15 protein-coding genes are annotated in these 17,843 nt (G+C 62.5%); 2 read left to right on the top strand and 13 right to left on the bottom strand.

What is annotated here, in order from left to right:
- The 4 genes from FNL14_RS13405 to FNL14_RS13390 all read right to left on the bottom strand — a co-directional run bounded on the left by FNL14_RS13405 (position 1) and on the right by FNL14_RS13390 (position 4,411).
- Positions 1–990 (bottom strand): sugar ABC transporter substrate-binding protein, encoded by a 990-nt coding sequence (locus tag FNL14_RS13405; protein WP_142060772.1) that lies wholly within the window; start codon positions 988–990, stop codon positions 1–3.
- Positions 991–1,052: 62 nt separating this feature from the next.
- Positions 1,053–2,189, bottom strand: coding sequence for an ABC transporter permease (locus tag FNL14_RS13400; RefSeq protein WP_091423873.1), 1,137 nt, complete (start codon positions 2,187–2,189; stop codon positions 1,053–1,055).
- Between the two features lie 45 nt (positions 2,190–2,234).
- Positions 2,235–3,278 carry a Gfo/Idh/MocA family protein gene (locus FNL14_RS13395; protein WP_142060770.1) on the bottom strand — a complete coding sequence of 348 codons (1,044 nt, stop codon included), beginning with the start codon at positions 3,276–3,278 and terminating at the stop codon, positions 2,235–2,237.
- Complete coding sequence (locus tag FNL14_RS13390) at positions 3,278–4,411, bottom strand: Gfo/Idh/MocA family protein (RefSeq protein ID WP_142060768.1); 1,134 nt, start codon at positions 4,409–4,411, stop codon at positions 3,278–3,280. Before FNL14_RS13390 ends, FNL14_RS13395 begins: the two co-directional genes overlap by 1 nt.
- 252 nt (positions 4,412–4,663) lie before the next feature.
- On the opposite strand from FNL14_RS13390, the gene FNL14_RS13385 reads away from it, so the two are divergent.
- The gene (locus FNL14_RS13385) at positions 4,664–5,839 is read left to right on the top strand and encodes an ROK family transcriptional regulator (RefSeq protein WP_142060766.1); all 1,176 of its coding nucleotides are present in this window, start codon (positions 4,664–4,666) and stop codon (positions 5,837–5,839) included.
- Between the two features lie 52 nt (positions 5,840–5,891).
- Positions 5,892–7,061, top strand: a complete 1,170-nt coding sequence (locus tag FNL14_RS13380) for a helix-turn-helix domain-containing protein (protein ID WP_255470831.1) — start codon at positions 5,892–5,894, stop codon at positions 7,059–7,061.
- A 470-nt stretch (positions 7,062–7,531) separates the two neighbouring features.
- Here the strand turns inward: FNL14_RS13380 and FNL14_RS13375 are convergent, their stop codons facing one another.
- The 9 genes from FNL14_RS13375 to FNL14_RS13340 all read right to left on the bottom strand — a co-directional run.
- Entirely contained in the window at positions 7,532–8,161 is a 630-nt protein-coding gene (locus tag FNL14_RS13375) for a DUF1345 domain-containing protein (protein WP_091423857.1), read from the bottom strand.
- 375 nt (positions 8,162–8,536) lie between these two features.
- The gene (locus FNL14_RS13370) at positions 8,537–9,160 is read right to left on the bottom strand and encodes a hypothetical protein (RefSeq protein WP_142060764.1); all 624 of its coding nucleotides are present in this window, start codon (positions 9,158–9,160) and stop codon (positions 8,537–8,539) included.
- Positions 9,161–9,184: 24 nt separating this feature from the next.
- Positions 9,185–10,333, bottom strand: a complete 1,149-nt coding sequence (locus FNL14_RS13365; RefSeq protein ID WP_142060762.1) for a zinc-dependent alcohol dehydrogenase — start codon at positions 10,331–10,333, stop codon at positions 9,185–9,187.
- Between the two features lie 59 nt (positions 10,334–10,392).
- The gene (locus FNL14_RS13360) at positions 10,393–11,541 is read right to left on the bottom strand and encodes a glutathione-independent formaldehyde dehydrogenase (protein ID WP_142060760.1); all 1,149 of its coding nucleotides are present in this window, start codon (positions 11,539–11,541) and stop codon (positions 10,393–10,395) included.
- 364 nt (positions 11,542–11,905) lie between these two features.
- The gene (locus FNL14_RS23645; protein ID WP_255470830.1) at positions 11,906–12,184 is read right to left on the bottom strand and encodes a hypothetical protein; all 279 of its coding nucleotides are present in this window, start codon (positions 12,182–12,184) and stop codon (positions 11,906–11,908) included.
- Positions 12,181–12,903: a hypothetical protein gene (locus FNL14_RS13355; RefSeq protein WP_255470829.1), complete on the bottom strand. Its 723-nt coding sequence runs from the start codon at positions 12,901–12,903 to the stop codon at positions 12,181–12,183. The genes FNL14_RS23645 and FNL14_RS13355 overlap by 4 nt, the downstream gene beginning before the upstream one ends.
- Before the next feature lie 159 nt (positions 12,904–13,062).
- Positions 13,063–15,279 carry a catalase gene (locus FNL14_RS13350; protein ID WP_142060758.1) on the bottom strand — a complete coding sequence of 739 codons (2,217 nt, stop codon included), beginning with the start codon at positions 15,277–15,279 and terminating at the stop codon, positions 13,063–13,065.
- A 320-nt stretch (positions 15,280–15,599) separates the two neighbouring features.
- A complete protein-coding gene (locus FNL14_RS13345; protein ID WP_142060757.1) occupies positions 15,600–17,009 on the bottom strand; it encodes an aldehyde dehydrogenase family protein in 1,410 nt (469 codons plus the stop codon).
- 27 nt (positions 17,010–17,036) lie between these two features.
- A partial coding sequence (locus FNL14_RS13340) for a MoaF C-terminal domain-containing protein (protein WP_255470828.1) occupies positions 17,037–17,843 on the bottom strand: 807 nt, incomplete at its 5' end.

The following is a 17,843-nucleotide window of genomic DNA, read 5'->3' as shown; positions in this document are numbered from 1 at the left end:
CTAGTCCTTGAAGATGTTGCCCCAGAGCTTTGGATCATCGACGTTCTCTTTGGTGATGAGCTTGGTGTCGGTCAGCTGCATCCTGGGCACCTGCTTGCCGTCCAGCAGATCAACCTCGGCCTGAAGGGCCAGTGCTCCCATTTCGAACGGGTTCTGGTCCATCGTGGCGTCCTGGACGCCCTTGCGGATGCGGTCCAGGGCCAGTGGTGTGCCGTCGACTCCGACGAGCGGGATGTGGTTTGCGGCTCCGACCGGAGCGTCTTTGTTGATTTGCGAGAGGCCGGAGACGATGCCACGCACCATTTCATCGTTGTGGCTGAACAGGCCGTTGATGCTTGAGTCGGCGGTGAAGTTGTCGACGGTGAGGGACAGGGCGTTATCTGCGGTCCACTGGGCGTCACGGCCGATGACCTTGATATCTGGGGACTGCTTGATGCCCTCGCTGAAGCCCTTGCCGCGCAAAATGGCGTGGTAGGCGCCCTTGGCTCCTTGGTATTCAAGGACGGTTCCCTTGTTGCCCATCAGTTTGGCCAATGCTTCAGCGCCGAGTTTGCCGGCCTTTTCGTTGTCGAATGCGACGGCGGCGTCGGCGATGTCGCCCGGGATCACTGAGTCGACCGTTGTGACGGTCTTTCCGGCGTCGTGGATCATCTGGACTCCGGGAACCAGTTCTGCAGAGTTGTTCGGGCTGAGGACGATGCCGTCTACGCCTTGGGCGAGCTGGTCCTGGATCTGGCTGATCTGGGTGTTGGAGTCACCCTTGGCGTCGAGGACGGTGACCTCCACTCCGAGTTCCTCCGCTTTATCCTTGACGCCCTGCCCGAGGGCAACCATGAATTCAAAACTCTGGCTGTAGAGCAGGACGGCAATTTTCTTTGTCTTGTTTCCGTCATCTCCTCCCTGGGCGGCACTCGGTGCGCCGCAGCCGGTGAGGGCGATGGCAGCGGCGGAGATTGCCGCAAGGACCGCAAGTTTGGGTGAGGTCTTCATTGACTTACTCTTTCTGTTGGATGCTTAGCTGTGCAGGCTGAGCCGGGGTGTGAGGTGACGTGTCAGGCCGGTGTACCGGTGCGAGCTGCGACGGGGCCGCCGGCTGTGGTGCCGGTCGTCTTGGGGTCTGTCGCCGGCGGCGGCCCGATCTTGCGTTTCCGTGACAGGTTCTTTTGGACGTACTTGTAGCGGTACACGTCCAGGGCAGCGGCCGCGAAGATGACGACGCCTTGGACAATCCGGTCGTAGGACGAGGGGATGCCGAGCAGGTTCACGGCGTTGGAGACCATGGCGATCAACAGCACACCGAGCAAGGTGCCCTTGATGTTTCCCTGGCCGCCGAAGAGGCTGGTTCCGCCGATGACCACGGCGGCGATCACGGTTAGTTCAATACCGTCGCCGGCGCGGGGGCTTCCGGAGGCCAGCCGGCCGGTTAGCAGGAGCCCGGCCATCCCCGCGGAGAGACCGGCGATGATGTAGGCATTCATCGTCACGCGGTCGACGCGGATCCCTGCAAGCAGGGCTGCTTCCTTGTTGCCGCCGACGGCGTAGATCGACCGTCCGTAGGTGGTGCGGGTCAGGGCCAGGTGGGCCAGCAAAGCCAGTACCAGAACGGCCGGGATGAGCAGGGGGATCCCTGCGATTTTCGCGCTGACGAGGCCGGTGAGCATCTTCGGTACGGGAGTGATGTTGCCGCCATCGGAGTAGGCGAAGGCGATGCCCGACCCGGCGGAAAGTGTTGCCAGCGTCGCGATGAGCGGGGATATGCCCAGCTTGGTGACCATCAGCCCGTTGAGGCATCCGACTCCGGCGCCAACCACGAGGCCGGTCAGTAGTCCGATTGCCGGTGGCATGTTCATGTTCACGATCACGCCCATGGACAGCACGGACGACAGGGCAGCGGTTGAGCCCACCGAGACGTCGATGCCGCCGGTAAGGATCACGAAGGTCATGCCGATGGCGAACACACCGAGGATCGTGCACTGGTAGAGCAGGTTTACCAGGTTAACAGTGGTCAGGAATACCGGGCTGAGGAACGTCAGCAGTACACCGAAGAGCACGACGACGACGAGCAGGCCCTGCGCACCGATGAAGTCACCAACAACGGATAGCCGTGAACGCGGGTTGTCTTGGGATTTTCCGGGGCCAGCCTTCCCGGAAACCGGACCGGCGGGGCCGGTGGCTGTTTGTGGCTGCATGGTTGTATCTCCAGTCAATTCGACACTTCCTCGGGTCGGAAAGTGCTAGTGGTTGCCGAAGAGTTCGGCGTTGGTCTTCAAGGAAATGGCCGCACCATCCTGGCGGGCGGAGTCGGCCGTGGCCATGACGAGCTGCAGGCTCTGGATGTTGTCGGTGACGTCCGTCTCAGCCTTTTGCCCCGTTTCGATGGCGTCGCGGAACGCGGCGAGGGTCCCCAGGCGTTCCTCGACCGGCAACGGGTCCAGGTCGACGTGCATGACGCCGGAGCGTTCCACCGCCCCGGCGAGGAAAACGGTGTCGAACAGTGAGGCGAAGTTGATGGTGACTTCGTTGTTCTTCCAGGTGATGGCGCCCTTGCTGCCTTGGATTTCCCAGTCGCCGTCCCAGCTGGTTTGCGGGCCGTAGGAGCTCCATGAACCGGTGTATACGACGCGGGCACCGTTGCGGCAGTCGAATTGCACCACCGCGGAGGCGTTGCCCTTGAACCTGGAAGTGCCAGTGTTCCAGGAGCGCGCCCGGACAGTGGTGGGTTCAATACCGACGATGCCACGGAGCTGGTCAAGGTGGTGGATCATGGCGTCCACGATGAGGGGTTCGTCCATTTCGAGCCGGAACCCTTCGAACGGCGGGTTCTTCTTGTAGTCGACGAAGACGTGCTCGAGGTCTCCAATGACCCCTTCGCGGATGAGGCGCTGAACAGTGCGCGCGGCGCGCTTGAAACGGTAGTTCTGCGACACCATAGCCTGTTTGCCGGATTTTTCTGCCGCTTCGATGATGCGGATGCCGTCTTCAAGGTTGTGGGCGAGGGGCTTCTCTATCAGTGTGTGCACGCCGGCCTCAAGGGCCGGGATGGCCACGGCTGCATGGTACTCGGGCGGAACGATGACCAGGACAGCGTCGAACGTTTCCTTGTGCTTCAGCGCTTCCTGGATAGTGCCGTAAGCGGGGATTCCGTACTGTTCACCTGCGGCCCGTACAGCCTCGGGGTTGACGTCGACAACGCCGGCCAGCTCCCAGGTTTTGCTTTGGTGAATAACGTTCAGCCATGAAGCGCCCCACGCGCCGAGGCCTACCTGGATGATTTTCATTACTGCACTCCTTCTAGTTCTTTCACGTATGGGACGTCGACCCATTCGCCGCCCTTGCTGGATTCGATGATGCTTTCGGTGAGGACGGCTGACCTGAGGCCGTCCCGGAAGGTGGGCAAGCCGTCGCGGATGTCCCCATGGATGGTGGCGTAGGTGTCGGCAACAAATGCATTGAAAGCATCCTGATAACCCTGCGGATGCCCTGCCGGCAGGACACTGAGCCGTGCCGCTTCGGGGCTGAGGGCGTCCGGGTCGCGGACAAGCAACTGGGAACCGGCCCGTTTGCCAAGCCACAACGTCTCCGGGGCTTCCTGGTCGAACTGAACGGTGCTCTCCGCACCCGAAATCTCGAACATCAGGCGGTTCTTCCGTCCAGGCGCAACCTGGCTGACCAGGAGGTTTCCCACCGTGCCGCCCTCAGTGGTGAAGACGGCCGCAACCAAGTCCTCGGTCTGGACGTCCCTATTGTTTGCCCGGCCGGAGAAAACTGTGCGGCTCAAGGCCCCGACCCGTGATATCCGTTCACCGCTCACGAATTCGAGGAGGTCGCACAAGTGGGACCCGATGTCGGCGAAGGCCCGTGAAGGGCCGCCAAGACCGGCGTCCACCCGCCAGTTATCGTCCTCCCGGCTCAGAAGCCAATCCTGAAGATAGGAACCCTGAATGGTGAAGATTTGCCCCGTTTGGCCGGATGCAATGCGTTCCCGGGCTTCCCGGACCATCGGGTGAAACCGGTAGATGAAGGGAACGGTTGCAACCATTCCGGCCGTATCAGCCAGCTCCACGAGTTCGGCGGCATCCTGCACGTTGGTCGCCAGGGGCTTCTCACAGACAACGTGCTTGCCTGCTTTGAGCGCGGCCTCGGCCAGCGCATGATGCGTTGAGTTCGGGGTGCAGACGTGGATGACGTCGATCGTGTCGTCCCGGAGGAGGTCCTGGACGGATGCGTATGCCTGTTCGACCCCCAAGCGGTCTTTGGCGCGGGCGGCACTGGCAGGACTCGAGGATGCGACGGCGGCGATCTCCGCCCCTGAAGCACGAGCGGCCCTGCTGTGCACCTCAGCCATGAACCCGGCGCCGACGAACCCGGCCCGCAATGGGGAGGTGGTTGTCGTGGTTCGGTTGTTTTCCATGGCCAAAACAGTGACATGCAGCACTTGTCTTTAGTCAGGGCATCAGCAAAAGTCTGCACCTTTTGACGCTTAGGGAGTTGGAATGCGCGGCAAAGTTGCACTTTTTGATGCTGCGCGTGTCGATGAGTGGACGGACACAAGCGGACCGCTTGACACTGGGTGGGATGCGGCCCCTCTCGGGGTCCTGTGAGCCTGTTGTCACGGCCTCAGCCTCACCGTCCACATCATCATTGAGCCCCGAAACGGAGAAACATGGACAACGGCGGTCCCGGCGAACTTTTACATATCCTTCGGGACGGACGTCCACGAACCAGGGCAGAGCTGGCCGGGATAACCGGCTTGGGTCGGGCTGCCATCAATTCCCGCCTGGAGCCGCTCCTAAAACTCGGACTGGTTGTTCCCGTATCCGATGCCCCTTCCACCGGAGGCCGTCCTTCGGCGCGGCTAGCCTTCAACCCGGCGGCAAAGTATGCCGCTGCCGCTGATGTCGGCGCCACACACGCCACTGTTGCACTCACCGACTTGTCGGGAAGGGTTTTGGTGGAAGCCACCGAACAACTTGAAATTTCGTGCGGGCCGGAAGCTGTTCTGGACTGGCTGCTGATGACGCTGAAGGGTCATTTGCACGTGATGGAGTGTTCAACAGCGGATATCATCGCTGTCGGTATCGGGCTGCCCGGTCCCGTTGAACACTCCACCGGAAAGCCGACCAGCCCGCCGATAATGCCGGGCTGGGATGGATTCGATGTCCCCGCCTACGTGCGGCAGACCTTTGACGTTCCCGTCCTGGTCGATAACGATGTCAACCTCATGGCCCTCGGAGAACGGGCCGCGCGCTGGCCTGATGAGGACAACATGATCTTCCTTAAGGTCGCCACCGGTATCGGCTCCGGGGTAGTAAGTGGGGGAATGTTGCAGCGGGGTGCGGCAGGGGTGGCTGGAGACGTCGGTCATATCGCCGTTTCCAGGGGAGCAGGAATTCTCTGCCGCTGCGGCAAGAGTGGCTGCCTGGAGGCCATCGCAGGCACCCCCGCCATCGCCGCGCAGCTCCGCGGGAACGGGCTCGAGGCAATCACCGGAAATGACGTGGTCTCGCTCGTTCGTTCCGGCGATATGGCTGCTATTCAAGCGGTCAGACAGGCCGGACGCGACATCGGGGAAATGCTCAACATGTGCGTGAGCTTCATCAACCCGGCGCTCATTGTGGTGGGCGGATCGCTGTCACATTCCGGAGAACATCTGATCGCTGGAATACGTGAAACGGTCTATGCACGCTCAACACCATTGGCGACCCAGCACCTGAATATCACCCAGTCCGAAACCGGGCCTGAAGCTGGAGTGATTGGTGCAAGCATCTTGGCCGTCGAATATGCCCTCGCCCCTCACCGGGTCAATGACCTCGCGCACGCTGCATTCCGCCGGACATGAAAATACCCATGATCTGCAGAAAGTGGTGTAAAACGGCGGACTGGGTCTTTCTGTGAGCACCGCCACACCAGAGCTGGACGCGGGTAAAATGGTTCTGACAGCTGAACTCTTTTCCGGCCGGTCTTATGAGCCACCGCAATCTCCTGGCGACTCTCAAGGCCGCCGTAGAGATCAGGTGGTCCAGGAGGATGGCATGCCTCAGTCTGATAACGAGAACAGCGGCCGCCTGCGACTCTATAAAGTGCCGGAGGGGCTCAATCCTGAACAAAGATTCGAGCATTGGCGCGTGTGGTACGGCAGTGCCGTCGAAACCCCAATGCGGTTGGAGAAGTCGACACCTAAGACTCCGGTGTCCTTCAATCCCACAGCCATTAATCTTGCCGGGCCGGGCTTCAGCCTTATAGAAATACACAACGCCCCTGCACGCGGCTTATGGGCGCCTAATCCCGACAACAGGGATCTCCGCTTGGCCTACTTCCGCAAAGCGCCCGGCCTAACCCTCGCTCACAACGGCGCGCCTGAGCCAGTACCAGCAGGTTCCGTTAGATTCATCGATGCCTCGCGTGGTGGAAGTTTCGATGCCCCCGAAGGATTTCACGCTTTGCAGCTCAACATTGACCGCAGCAGCCTGAATGTGAGTGAGGCCGCGCTGCACTCCCTGCTTAGTCTGCCTGACCTCGCAAAACATCCAATTGTGGGCACTTTCGTCATCCCCACTTTGATGAGCTGGAAGCGGCCGGGCATCGACCGCGAAGCACCGGGAACCGCAGAAATCCTTCAATCCGTGATGGCAACCCTTGTGGCTTCCCTGCTCGAAACGGCAGTCGACGATGAGGCGCAGAGACCCGCACTAAGCCGGGCTATAAAAAAATACCTTGATGCCAGCTATGACAACCCGGATCTGGACGTGGCCATGGTCGCCGAAAGGTTCAGCCTCTCCCGTCGCTCTTTGTTCTACTTTTTCGAGAATGAAGAACTCCGTTTGGGGGAGCGCATACGTGCCTTGAGAACGCGGAAAGCGCTCGAGCTCCTCCTTGCGGCCGATATCAAAAGGATCTCCTACTCAGAAATTGCGGCGTCGTGCGGATTCACCAATGTGCAAAGCATGCGCCGTGCAGTCAAAGAATTTACCGGAATGAATGTAAGGGAGATTCACCGATCCGAGACCGTCGTGGGTGTCGCGCTGCAACAACTGCGGGAGTCGCTGAACCCTGGCGCTTGACCGAACGGGCGGAGCGGGAGCGGAAAAGTAAGCCCTACCCGCTGATCATCGAGGCTGCGGGCTACGCCGGCGGCCCCAATGATGCCGCTTCGTTGCCGCCTACTTGGAATGCCGATGACGGATATTTGGTCAAGTAGCAGAAACCGCGGGACGATCCGCTACGTGCCGCACCAGTCAAGTTTTCCTGGAGGTGGTCCCGCCGTAGCTGCCCTCATCGAACACGTCAAATTCGACACGACGGTCTCTTGGTTGGTGGCAGAATAGCGCCGAAATTCCGTCTTGTTGACAGTGGATCATGATGCTCTTAGATGCCACCCTGACAGAAGAATCGGGACTCGATGGAAATCGCTTGGGGCAGAAGCTGGCGATGCCACCGATTGCAGAGCGGCAAGTGTCTGAGAAAAAGACCAAAGTCGCCGACAGGCGAATCCTCCCTGGCCAGACGGCCCGACGTCAGGTTTGAGTGTAGTTCAACTGGACTGGCCGAGGCTGACGACGAGGTTGATCGCCACTGCGACGACGAAGGTTGCGTAGAAGTAGGAGAGCAGGGCGTGCCCCAGGGCGATCCTGCGGGAGGGAGTGGATGACTCGTTCACATTGCTCGCGTTGTAGGACATGCCGATTGAGAATGCTGCGTAGGCGAAGTCGCTGTAGGAGGGGTCCTCGTCTTGGTTGAAGCGGAAGCGGTGGTTGTCGTCGTGGTAGTACATCCGGGCGTACTTGAACGCGAAGACAGTGTTGACGAGAGCCCATGCGAGCACCACGCCGAGAGCTGCCAGGAGCGCCGCGGCCACGCCGATGGGGTCCTTCTGCTGGCTGCGGATCAATGCAAAGACGACCGCGACGAGACTGACGAACGTCGCGCTGATGATGAGGGTGTCGACGAGTCTTCGAGATCGGCCTTCATGGCGGGCGAGTTCGCCCGTTGCCTCCGGACCAGCGGGCCACGCCTTGGTCCACGCCCAGGTCAGGAAGACGCAGCCGGCGACAGCCCATCCGATCAAGGGCGCGAGTTCGGGAGCACCGAGCAGCGCCGGAACGAGTGCGATTACGAGACCGATGATGGCCGAAACCAGAGCCTTGCGGTCAATGTGTGACATTGCAGAAGCTGCCCTCCAGATTAGATTGACCGTGACTGGCGGAGGGTCCGCTGTTTCGGTCGGAGCGGATTTCAAGATCACGAGATATCACAGGACCTACGGATTGCGTTGTATCCACGGAGAACCGGGAGATCTGATTGTTTGTCGTATGCGCTGACTACTACTTGCCATTGCGTGGGTCCGGGCCTGCGTTTCGTAGCGATGGTGCCGTTGGCGACGTGTTCGGGCTGCTCCTGAATCTCTGTGCCCTTGACCCGAGTCGGCGCCCTTGATCCGTGCAGGTCTGCAGGGCTATGCCCGGCCAAAGGGACTCCAGCCGCGGTGCCCACTTTGGATGGGGCACCGCGGCAGGAGTTGCGGCGCACGTTGGTGCTGTTAAAGCCGGCTTTCCGTCTGCGTGGCGGAACGAGTGTCAGGCTCTGTGCGCTCCGTTCGCAAGCTCTTATAGGCCGCCGCGAGCCCTACAGCCGCCAGCACCCAAGGGCCGGCCACGATGATCGGGTCGATCCACTGGTGGTTGGTGTCGGCCCGCTTTTGTCCGAAGCGTGAGCTTAGACCGCCCCGGCGGAACTCGCTGAGCACGCCGGTTTCGGTGACGGGGTTGTCCGGGCGCAGGGTCGCCAGGGACTTCACGTGATGTTCCGTGGCGTCCACGCGGTCTGCGGCGATAAGCAGGAGCCAGTGCGCTGCCCGGCCTTCGCTGTATTTGTAGGCGTATTTTCGGATGGCGCCGGAGACGCCCTTGGGTGGGGTCGAGGTGCCGAAAACGGGGGGAAGGAATGCGTGTTCGACGGACCGTTCCCGGGGCCATTTCTCGGGTTGCCGTTGGGGGAAGTCCCAGTGCGCGCCGGTTTCAATCCCGGGTTGTTCGCGGGGGTAGGAGGGCCTGTCGGCCGGGTCGAGATCCGCACCCCATCCCGGGATGCGGGCCCGCAGCTCTTCCACGGACTCCTTCAGGACCGGCTTGTCGGCGATGTACGCGGCAGGTATCTGAGCCATGATGCTGTTTCCTTTCAGGCCGGGTTAGGCGGCCGTGGGAACGACGAGGGGCTTGATGCAGTTATCAAGTTTCGCGGAGAAGATGTGGTATCCCTCGGCGATGTGTTCCAGCGGGATGCGGTGGGTGACGATGTCGCTGGGCTTGAGGTATCCGTTCCGGATGTGTTCGAACAACCTTGGCCATTGCCGTTTCACCGGGCACTGGTTCATTCGCAGCGTCAGGCCCTTGTTCATGGCGTCGCCGAACTTCACGGCGCTGAAGATCGGGCCGTAGGCGCCCACCACGGACACGGTGCCGCCCTTGCGGACCGAGTCGATGGCCCAGTTCAGGGCGATGGGGGAGCCGCCCTGCAGCTTCAGCTTCGACGCCGTCACGTGTTGGAGGAAGTTGCCGTCCGCCTCGGCGCCCACCGCGTCAATGACGACGTCGGCGCCCAGGTAGTCGGTTTCTTTCTTCAGGTGCACCACGATGTCGTCGTACTCGGCGAAGTTGTACGTTTCGGCGTGCGCGAAGGTGCGGGCCTTCTCGAGCCGGTACTCCAGGTGGTCGATGACGATCACCCGGCCGGCGCCCATCAGCCACGCGGACTTTGCCGCGAACAGGCCTACCGGCCCGGCGCCGAACACCACCACCGTGTCACCTTCAACGATGTCGCCCAGTTGGGCGCCGAAGTAGCCGGTGGGAAGGGCGTCGGTGAGCAGGACTGCGTCCTCTTCGTCCATCCAGTCGGGAATCTTGCCGGGACCCACGTCGGCGAACGGCACGCGCACAAACTCGGACTGGCCGCCGTCGTAACCTCCGCAGGTGTGGGAGTAGCCGTAGATGCCGCCTACCGCGGTCGCGTTCGGGTTCACGTTGTGGCAGTTCGAATACAGCCCGCGGGCACAGAAGTAACAGGACCCGCAGTAGATGTTAAACGGCACCATCACCCGGTCCCCGGCGGCCAGGTTCTGCACCGAGGAGCCCACCTCGTGCACCACGCCGATGAACTCGTGCCCGAACGTCATTCCCACCCGGGTATCGGGCATCATGCCGTGGTAAAGGTGCAGGTCGGAACCGCAAATAGCAGCCCTCGTCACCCGCACGATCGCATCATTAGGATGCTCAATCTTGGGAATGTCCTTTTCTTCGACCCGGACTTTGTACGGGCCTCGATAAACCATTGACTTCATCAGTACCGCCTCCGGAAGGTAGTTTGTTCTGACATCTCAAATCTCCTGTCTGGGCTTTCTCAGGCGTGGGCCGGGTGGAGGACAACTTTGGTCCAGCCGTCTTCGCGGCTGTCAAAATTTTTGTAGCCCTGGGGGGCCTGATCCAGCGGCAGTTCGTGGCTGACGATGAAGGACGGGCTGGCCTTTCCGCCGGCGATGAGGTCGCGCAGGGCCCGGTTGTATTTCTTGACCGGGCACTGGCCCGATCCCATCGTCTGTCCCTTGAACCAGTAGTTTCCGTAGTCGAAAGCCACCTGCCCCTGCTTGGCGAGTTTGTCGGGGGCGCCAGGATCCTGGGGCAGGAACACGCCCACAACGCCCAGGCCGCCGACGAACCGGACGGAGTCTACGAGCCGGTTCAGGGTCTGGTTGGGATGTTCGTTTCCGGCCGGGTCGTGTGCCTGGTAGCCGACGCATTCGCAACCCCGGTCGGCCCCGAATCCCATGGTCTGGTCCTTGACGAACTCGACGGGGTCCACTGCCGAATCATCCACTGGGATGGCACCGATCTGTTCAGCCAGCTTCAGGCGGTCCTTTTGGCGGTCCACCACCATGACTTTGCCAGCGCCTTTGATAATGGCCGAGTAAGCTGCCATCAGGCCGACAGGCCCGGCACCATAAATGACCACGGAGTCTCCCGGATACACCCCGGCCAGTTCGGTGGCGTGCCAGCCGGTGGGGAAAATGTCCGCGAGCATGACGTAATCGAGCTCTTTCTCCACGGAGTCCTCGCCCAGGCGCAGGCAGTTGAAGTCCCCATACGGCACGCGCAAGTACTCGGCCTGTCCGCCCTGGTACGGGCCCATGTCCGCGAACCCGTACGCCGCGCCCGCGAGCTTGGGATCCGGTTGCATGGTCAGGCAGTAATTGGTGAAACCCCGGTCACAGTTCTTACAGAATCCGCAGGCGATGTTGAATGGCAGCACCACCCGCTCGCCCACTTTTACTTTGCTGACTGCCGGACCCGTCTCAACCACCTCGCCCAGGTTCTCGTGCCCAAAGGTGCGTCCGGGTTCGAAGCTGGTGCGGCCCTCATACATGTGCAGGTCCGACCCACAGATGTTCGCAGCCGTGATCCGCACCAGCACGTCCGTCGGGTGCTCGATTTTGGCGTCAGGCACGTCCTCAACGCTGACGTCGTTCGGTCCTTTGTAAACTACTGCCTTCACTTTTCCGCTCTTTTCTTATATCCCATCCCGAGCGGGCCCAGTAGTGGTAGCTTCCGGGCGCGCTGTAAAGCTGCGGTCAGCAGGACGGCGGAGCGGAAAAAGGGCGGAGTTCACCCGTTACCGTATTGGAGCTGGCATGGGAAGGGGGGAGACAAGGATCGTGGCCTCTGAGTCCACCTCGGGGCTCGGGAGGCCAAGGGTTTTCAGGCCGGCCGGCGGCCCTGGGAGGTCCCGCCTGGCCGGTCTGTACGCAAAAGAGAAACTGTCGAGCCTTAATGCTAAGCAACCTTAGTAAGTGTGTCGAGGGGTCATCTGAAAAATGTTGAGGCGGTACAGCGTTGGGGGTTTTGCCGCCGGACGGGGTCTAGGTCCGCCCGGCTGCGAGGCGGTTGCGGCGCTCCTCCTCGCGCTTGGAGTACGCGGCCGCGCGGATTGCTTCCTCCGACTCCAGCCCGCTGCCAAGGGCGCCGCCGACGGTCGCAGCCGAGGCCACAAACCAGGTCAGTGTGAACAGGTCGCCATACCCAAGTGGTTTGTTGAGGTAGCCGCCCATCACGGCGGGATCGAGGACAAACAGTGCCCAGGCCAGGTTCACAACATAAAGCGCCAGATAGCAGAGGATCACTCCGATGGTCAGGGTCACCAGCGTGGAGGTGTTGTAGAGACGGGATCTTTCCTTGGCATCGGCGGAATTGTCGTCGGGGCGGTCCCAAGTCCGCCATCGATGATGAGCCAGGCAACAATCAGGGCAATGGAGGCGATGGTTGCGACTATGAGGCGCCACGACGACAGGGAGCCAGCCAGCAGCCAAACGGTGGAGTTGATCGTGGCGACCGCGCCCGTTGTCAGCGCTGCCACGAGCGCGGACTTGAGCCCGGGCACGAGGAGCCAGGGCCGGTTCGCAAGTACCATGCCCACCAGCAGCCGCCAGCGGCTGGTGAAACGGGGGAGCGGCTCGCTGTCCGCGTCACGCGCAGTCGCGGCCATGCCGCTCACGAGCGCACGCACCGCATGCCGGGCCCGCGGCTGCATGCCGATCCCCCCGAGCGCCGGTAGCGACAGCACGGCCGCGCGTCGCTGCGGGTCGGTCTCGGCCAGCAGGTAGCGGCCCTCATCCTCGTCACGAAACGGAAGCTCGGTCAGCCCGATAACCACGTCCCATTCATGCTGACGGGCGTGATCCCGAAGCCGTGCCAGTGCAGTGTCGACGTCCTCGCAATCCATGCTGAATGGCTCGCTCACGATCTCGATGTCCCACGCTTCGCGGTCCCCGCCGCCCGGCGGCCCGAGGTCGCTGAGCTGTTGCGCGATCTCCGTGGGCGCAGCGGGGTCGGCCATCAGGCCGACCTGAATCGGCTTCATCCCGGCAAAGGACCACAAAACAGCAGGAGTGCCGACCCCCACCGGCCGCCGGTCACCAACCTTTCACCAAACTCTTTCGGCTGGTGAAGCCCTCCCCGTCGGCTGAGCCGATGGGGAGGGCGTCACTCCGGCTGCCCAAGCACATGGGCCGGAAGATTCCTAGGCCGACGCTGCCGGGAACCGTTCCCACACCCGGTGGGCTTCCAGCAGGCCCGTCAATTCCGTTATCAAGGCTTCCACCTCCTTGCCGGACACAATGCCGGGAGCATCCTGCGGTATGCCTGCCGCTTTCAAAGCCGCCGCGCTGCTGTCCAGCGAGGCTATAGCCTTTGCGTGCCTGAACGCCTCTGTCAACAGCAGCACTGCCCGCGGATCCAAAGCACCCCCGGGGGCGCCAGCCTTGGCGTCAAGCCCAGGTGCGGCGTCGGGAGCCGGAGCGGCAGCCGCGGCAACGATGACCGCGTCAAACTCTGTTGAGCGCGCGGTGAGATAGGTACGCTGCACGGGGACCCCGCCGTCGTTCTCTGATCCCAGGAAGCCCGCCGCCGGAGCGATGACCAGCGGGACGATGCCCTCCGCGTCCAAAGCCTTTCGTGCCGCGTTCACGGCAGCAAGGTCGCTGCCCTCATCGGCCAGGATCCCTACGATCCGGCCGGCAACAGGCCAGGTCTTGCCCACCTGTGACAGGGCAGGGCTGGGCTCGGACTCCGGAACCTGTTCTGTTGCTGCGGGGGCGGGCAGGCCAAGGCCCTTGGCTACTGCGGCGCACAGTCCGGCGTCCACGTTGGCCAGAGCTGCGAGCTGCCGTTCCCGGATGGACTTTTCGTAGCATTTGCCCAGCTCGAATGTGTAAGCCTGGATCACATGGTCCTGTTCCACAGGGCTCAAGCTGCGGAAGAAGAGGCCCACCTGGCTGTAATGGTCGTCAAAGGACGCCGGGTTCCTGCGCTCCTTGATGGAGGCAGCCAGCTCCTCCGGCACATCAATAAATGACCCCATGTCCTGTCCGGCGAGGAACGGGCAGCCGCCGTCGAGCGAGTTGGGCCGGTAGGGAGCGACTCCGCCGTGGACTGCCTGCTGGTGCATCCCGTCCCGCAGCATGTCGTTCACCGGAGCCTGCGGACGGTTGATGGGGATCTGACCGAAGTTGGGGCCGCCCAGGCGGGAGATCTGGGTGTCCAGGTACGAAAAGAGGCGTACCTGCAGCAGTGGATCGTTGGTGACGTCGATCCCGGGAACCAGGTGGCCGGGGTGGAACGCCACCTGTTCTGTTTCGGCGAAGAAGTTGGTGGGATTGGCGTTGAGGGTCATGAGGCCAATGGGCTGGACCGGAGCCAGTTCCTCCGGTACGAACTTGGTGGGATCGAGCAGGTCGATACCTTCAAACATCTGGTCTTCGGTGTCCGGGAACGTCTGGACCCCGAGCTCCCACTCCGGGTAGGCGCCGGCTTCGATGGCGTCGGCCAGGTCCCGGCGGTGGAAGTCCGGATCCATGCCGTTGATGATCTGCGCTTCTTCCCATACCAGCGAGTGGACGCCCTGCTTTGGCTTCCAGTGGAACTTCACCAGGGTGGTGCGGCCTTCCGCGTTGACGAACCGGAAGGTATGGACCCCGAAGCCTTCCATGGTCCGGTAGGAACGCGGGATTCCCCGGTCGGACATGTTCCACATCGTGTGCGCCTGGGCCTCGGTGTGGAGGGAGACGAAGTCCCAGAATGTGTCATGGGCGCTCTGTGCCTGGGGAATTTCCCGGTCCGGATGCGGTTTCGCGGCGTGCACGATGTCCGGGAACTTGATGCCATCCTGTACGAAGAAGACCGGGATGTTGTTGCCCACCAGGTCGTAGGTGCCTTCGTCGGTATAGAACTTCGTCGAGAACCCGCGGGTATCACGGACAGTATCGGCAGAGCCGCGGGAGCCCAGTACGGTGGAAAAGCGGACGAAGACCGGAGTCTCAACATCTTTGGCCAGGAAACCCGCGCGGGTGATGTTGGCCGCAGTGCCGTAGGAGCGGAACACGCCGTGGGCTCCGGCGCCGCGGGCGTGGACTACGCGCTCCGGAATGCGCTCGTGGTCAAAGTGCGTGATCTTTTCCCGCAGGTGGTGGTCCTGCAGCAGGATGGGCCCGCGCGAACCGGCCTTCAGGGAGTGGTCGGTATCGCGAAGGCGAAGCCCTTGGGCGGTGGTCAGGTACTGGCCGGACTGTGCGCGTGATGTGGCCGGTGCCCCTGTTGGGCTTCCGGTGGGGGAGACCGCCTCAGGTCCCCGCTGGTCCGGCTTGGGCGGCAGAGGCTCCCGCGGGGTTGTGGGTTCGTCCAGGCTGGCAGGTTCGCTTGCCGGGACGCCGGGGATGTTGATGCTGCTCTTTTCTGGCACGAATATTTCTCCTCAGGATGGGCAAAACTGGCAGTCCTCGGCCGATGACCGAAATACTAAGCGTACTTAGCATTGTTCTGCACCCTAGGGAACGTTTTCCGATACCACAAATTCTGCCCGGGATCCGGACTTCCGCATGAGCAGCCACTGTAGGTCGCCGCTCGTTAGCGCTGGACGCCCAGGGCTTGCGAAATGTTCGCTCCGAGATGAGCCCGAGGGATGGGCGTTCGCTGCGGGGCACTCGGAGGGCCAGGGGCCGCCGCTGCCGTCCGGGCAAGGAACAGCAGCAGCGGCCTCGTTGTTAGGGACGGTGGAAGTCCTCAGCCGTTGATGACCTGCGGTACGCCGAGTGCCTTGAGGCCTTCGACGCCGAATTCAAGGCCGTAGCCGGACTGCTTGGCGCCGCCGAAGGGGATTCGCGGGTCCACGGCCCCGTGCTTGTTGATCCAGACGGTGCCGGCCTGGAGGCGTGCTGCGACTTCGCGGGCGGCGTCACGGTCGCAGGACCAGACCGAGGCGCCCAGTCCGACGTCGAGTCCGTTGGCTTTTTCCACCGCTTCGTCGATGGTGCTGTAGCGGATGATGGGCAGGGCGGGGCCGAACTGTTCTTCAGTCACCAGGGGATTGTCGTTGTCAATATCCCCCACCAGGGTAGTGGGGTAGAAGTAGCCCGGCTGGCTGGTGTCAGGGTTGCCGCCGAGCAGGATCCGGGCCCCGGAAGCCCTGGCCGCCTCCACGAGGTTCGCAACGACGTCGTACTGGGCCTTGTTCTGCAGCGGTCCCAGCACGTTGCTCTCGTTCAGACCGTTGCCCATCGGCATGGCAGCGGCGACCTTGGTGAGTTCTTCGCAGACGGCATCGTAGATGTCCTCGTGGACGTAGAGCCGCTTGAGGGCGGCGCAGGTCTGGCCGGTGTTGATGAAGGCGCCCCAGAAGAGGTCTTCGGCGATCGCCTTCGGGTCGGCGTCGGGCAGGACGATGCCGGCGTCGTTCCCGCCCAATTCCAGGGTGAGGCGCTTGACCGTGTCGGCGGAGGATTTGATGATGGCGCGGCCGGCGGCGGTGGATCCTGTGAACATGATTTTGCCGATGGCCGGGTGATTGGTGAGGCGGGCGCCCACTTCCCGGCCGCAGGAGACCACCGTCAGGATGCCTTCGGGGAGTTCCTGGTTCAGGACCTTGACCAGGGCCAGGACGGAGAGCGGGGTGTTCCCGGAGGGCTTGACGACGACGGCGTTGCCCATCCGCAGGGCGGGGGCGATCTGCCAGATGGTGATCATCATGGGCCAGTTCCAAGGGCCGATCGCGCCCACGACGCCGATGGGCTTATAGTGCAGCTCCGCCCGGGTCTCTCCGTCATCAACAATCATTTCGGGCGCCAACCGGATGGTGGCCGCGGCGCGCAGCCATGCTGCGCAGGCACCTACCTCGAACCGGGCATTCGGGCCGTTGAGGGGTTTGCCCTGTTCGCGGGAGAGCAGTCGGGCGAGCTCTTCGGCGGAGCGTTCGACGGCGTCGGCCGCCTTGAGGAGCGCTGCGGACCGGGCGTCGTGGCCCGACGCAGCCCACGCCGGCTGGGCAGCCTGCGCGCCGGCAACTGCCTGCTCAAGGTACTCCAAGTCATGAACGGGCGCCTCACCCACCATCTCACCGGTAGCAGGGTCAAGGATGATGCGGGTCTTACCCGAGAAAGCGGTGACCTCGTCAAGCAATGATTCGTACGTTTTCATTCTTTACTCCTCTTCGAGCAAACGGGACTAATGCTTCTGAAAGTCCTGCGGGTATTCAGTGGTGTTCAGGACGCTGAGCCGGGAGTTAAAGGGCAGGATGACGGGTTCTCCCGCGGGATCATCCCAGCCGAACATCCGGCCGATGGAGCGCTGCTCGCGCAGGTCCACCAGCAGCACGGCTTCGACGCACATCACCTTTTCGGTCCAGAAGAAGATGAAGAGGTCATCTGCCACTTCCCAGGTCATGCAGCGGTCAGTGTCGGCCAGCCCTGCCTCGCCGCCGCGGACGCAGTTCCAGGTGAAGGTGCCCGCGTTGAGGTAAATGTGCTCGTAGGTTTCCACGTCGCTGTAGCGGTAGTAGATCCGCTTACCGACCAGTGCTGTGGAGCGCTCGTGTCGTATGGGGGAACCCCCGGTGTTGGCCTGGCTGAAATCGGTGGTGCTCCGCGTCCTGCCGTCCCCAGTGGCGAACCGGGAAACGCCGGTTGTTGTGGCCCCCGTGTTGCGGTCCGCAATGATGGTGACGTTTTCTGCGGCCGGACCTTCGCCTCGGATGAAGTCGATGATGAAGATGCCGGGCCGGGCTTCAATGGCCTTGTAGCCCGCCGTTCCACTGGTCAAGACCTCACCGCGCCTCAGTGTCCACGCCAGGGAGGATTCATCGTCGAAAACGTACCCGGCCTCGGCGCCGTTCTCGTTCAGGAGGCTCAATGTGGTGCCGGCCAGGGCGGGGGAGGCGGGCAGGGTCTGGTCGCCGAAGCCTTCCAGCATTGCCGAGACGGGCGGCCACTGATCTTCGGGGATGTAGTCCTGGATGTCAGCTGAAGTCATGTC

The organism is Pseudarthrobacter sp. B4EP4b (assembly GCF_006680095.1).
Taxonomy (GTDB): Bacteria; Actinomycetota; Actinomycetes; order Actinomycetales; family Micrococcaceae; genus Arthrobacter.
Note: the sequence above shows the minus strand (reverse complement) of the source record. Positions and strands in the feature narration are given on the sequence as shown.

Bases quoted from the DNA above. Each gene is read 5' to 3' on its own strand.
- FNL14_RS13405 (WP_142060772.1), bottom strand. From the start codon at position 990: ATGAAGACCTCACCCAAACTTGCGGTCCTTGCGGCAATCTCCGCCGCT.
- FNL14_RS13400 (WP_091423873.1), bottom strand. From the start codon at position 2,189: ATGCAGCCACAAACAGCCACCGGCCCCGCCGGTCCGGTTTCCGGGAAG.
- FNL14_RS13395 (WP_142060770.1), bottom strand. From the start codon at position 3,278: ATGAAAATCATCCAGGTAGGCCTCGGCGCGTGGGGCGCTTCATGGCTG.
- FNL14_RS13390 (WP_142060768.1), bottom strand. From the start codon at position 4,411: ATGGAAAACAACCGAACCACGACAACCACCTCCCCATTGCGGGCCGGG.
- FNL14_RS13385 (WP_142060766.1), top strand. From the start codon at position 4,664: ATGGACAACGGCGGTCCCGGCGAACTTTTACATATCCTTCGGGACGGA.
- FNL14_RS13375 (WP_091423857.1), bottom strand. From the start codon at position 8,161: ATGTCACACATTGACCGCAAGGCTCTGGTTTCGGCCATCATCGGTCTC.
- FNL14_RS13370 (WP_142060764.1), bottom strand. From the start codon at position 9,160: ATGGCTCAGATACCTGCCGCGTACATCGCCGACAAGCCGGTCCTGAAG.
- FNL14_RS13365 (WP_142060762.1), bottom strand. From the start codon at position 10,333: ATGAAGTCAATGGTTTATCGAGGCCCGTACAAAGTCCGGGTCGAAGAA.
- FNL14_RS13355 (WP_255470829.1), bottom strand. From the start codon at position 12,903: ATGAAGCCGATTCAGGTCGGCCTGATGGCCGACCCCGCTGCGCCCACG.
- FNL14_RS13345 (WP_142060757.1), bottom strand. From the start codon at position 17,009: ATGAAAACGTACGAATCATTGCTTGACGAGGTCACCGCTTTCTCGGGT.